The organism is Micromonospora craterilacus, from assembly GCF_003236315.1.
Classification (GTDB): Bacteria; Actinomycetota; Actinomycetes; order Mycobacteriales; family Micromonosporaceae; genus Micromonospora; species Micromonospora craterilacus.
Genome location: NZ_POTY01000455.1, coordinates 1 through 1722, shown reverse-complemented (window position 1 = coordinate 1722; position 1722 = coordinate 1). Strand labels below are relative to the sequence as shown.

General features: G+C 74.8%; 2 protein-coding genes. One reads left to right on the top strand and one right to left on the bottom strand.

All coding sequences use genetic code 11. The features are described 5' to 3' along the window. The coding region (locus C1I95_RS33745) for an alpha/beta fold hydrolase (protein WP_111220148.1) at nt 1-906 on the bottom strand (906 nt) is incomplete at its 3' end. 148 nt (nt 907-1054) lie between these two features. Between C1I95_RS33745 and C1I95_RS33740 the strand changes: the two genes are divergently transcribed. Beyond that, entirely contained in the window at nt 1055-1702 is a 648-nt protein-coding gene (locus tag C1I95_RS33740) for a carbonic anhydrase (RefSeq protein ID WP_111220146.1), read from the top strand. Nucleotides 1703-1722 lie beyond the last annotated feature (20 nt).

Genomic DNA, 1722 nt, shown 5'->3' with positions numbered 1-1722 from the left:
GCGGGTAGGGGTGGCGTCGAGCACCCGGCGCAGCACGGCGGACAGGGCGGCGTTGACCTCGTCGGGGCGCTCCATCATCAGCATGTGGCCGGCACCGGGACAGACGGTCAGTTCGGTGGCCGGCAGCGCGGCGGCGATCGACTCCGCGCATGGTGGCGGGGTGAGCCGATCCCGGTCGCCGACCAGGGCCGCCGCCGGCAGGTGGGCCAGCGCGGCGAGCGTCGCCAGCCGGTGCTGGACGCCGATCGAGACCCGGAAGCCGCCGATCGAGCGCAGCGAGGCGCGGGCCACCGCCGAGGTGACCAGGCGGATGTCGGCCGGATCGCAGCGGTCGCCGAAGAGCATCCAGCGGATGCTCGGCCGCAACGCGCGCAGCAGGGCCTGGGGCGGCCGCCACGAGCCGCAACGGGCCAGCACCCCGGCCCCGGTGGTCTCGGCCAGCCGGATCACCCGGGCGATCCGCGGCGACAGGCCGTAGACGGTGTGGGTGTGCCCTTCGGCGGTGGTGGAGACGAAGACCAGCCCGGCCACCCGCCGCGCGAAGTGTTCGGGGTGGCGGTGTGCGTACTCCATGATCGTCATGCCGCCCATCGAGTGGCCGACCAGCACCACCCGGCCGGCCGGGACGACCGCGTCCAGCACCGCGGCCAGGTCGTCACCGAGCTGGGCCAGGGTGGCCGTGGGCAGTGTCATGCAGCTGGAGCGGCCATGCCCGCGTGCGTCGTAGGTGACCACCCGGACCGACCCGAACGCCGTACGCAGGGCGGCCAGCTGCCGGTGCCAGCTGCGCCCGTCCAGCGTCCAGCCGTGCAGCAGCACCGCGGTGACCTCGGCGCCCGCCGGCCCGGTGGCCTCCACGTGCAGGCGTACGTCGTCGGGCAGCCGTACCTCGACGGGCTCTGGCACGCCACCTCCCCAGGGCCGCGCGGATCCGTAACGCCGGGGATACCCGTTGGTAACACCGGTACCCGCCATGACACCACGCGAAGCGGGGTGGTGAGAAGATTTCGGAACCCGGCTCCTTGTCCGCGACGATCCGGTCAAGCTGGGTGACATGTCAGCGTCGCGGGCGACGCCCCTCGGCCCCGGGCCGGGTGACCGGGCGCGCGGGGGTACGCCCCGGGTGGCCCTGGCCGAACTGCTCGCCGGCAACCGGCGCTTCGTCAGCGGCCAGCCGGTGCACGGGCACGACGTGACCGCGGCGGCGGCCAGCGCCTCCGGCGACCAGCAGCCGTACGCCGTGCTGCTGGGCTGCATCGACTCGCGGGTGCCGCTGGAGGCGATCTTCGACCAGACCTTCGGCTCGATCTGCGTCATCCGGACCGGAGGTCACGTGCTGGACCGGGCGGTGCTCGGCTCGATCGAGTACGTGGTCGACGTACTCGGCGTACCGCTGGTGATGGTGCTGGGGCACGAGCGCTGCGGCGCGGTGGACGCCACGGTCGGCGCGCTGCGCACCGGCCGGCGGCCGGACGGTGCCCTGGCCCACCTGGTCGACCGGATCGCGCCCGCGGTGACCGAGGTGGGGGTGGACGACCCGCAGGTGCAGCCGCTGGCGATCCGCCGACATGTGCGCCGTACGGTGGCCGCCCTGCGCGCCGACCCGATCCTGTCCGCGCCCCTGGCCGCCGGCCGGGTCGCCGTGGCCGGCGCCCTGTACGACCTCTCCACCGGCGAGGTCGCCCTCCTCGACCCCCCGTAACCGTCGGCGGGGTGGGAGGG

What these genes read in the sequence shown, in the direction of transcription:
- C1I95_RS33740 (WP_111220146.1), top strand. Translation starts at nt 1,055, where the DNA reads ATGTCAGCGTCGCGGGCGACGCCCCTCGGCCCCGGGCCGGGTGACCGG.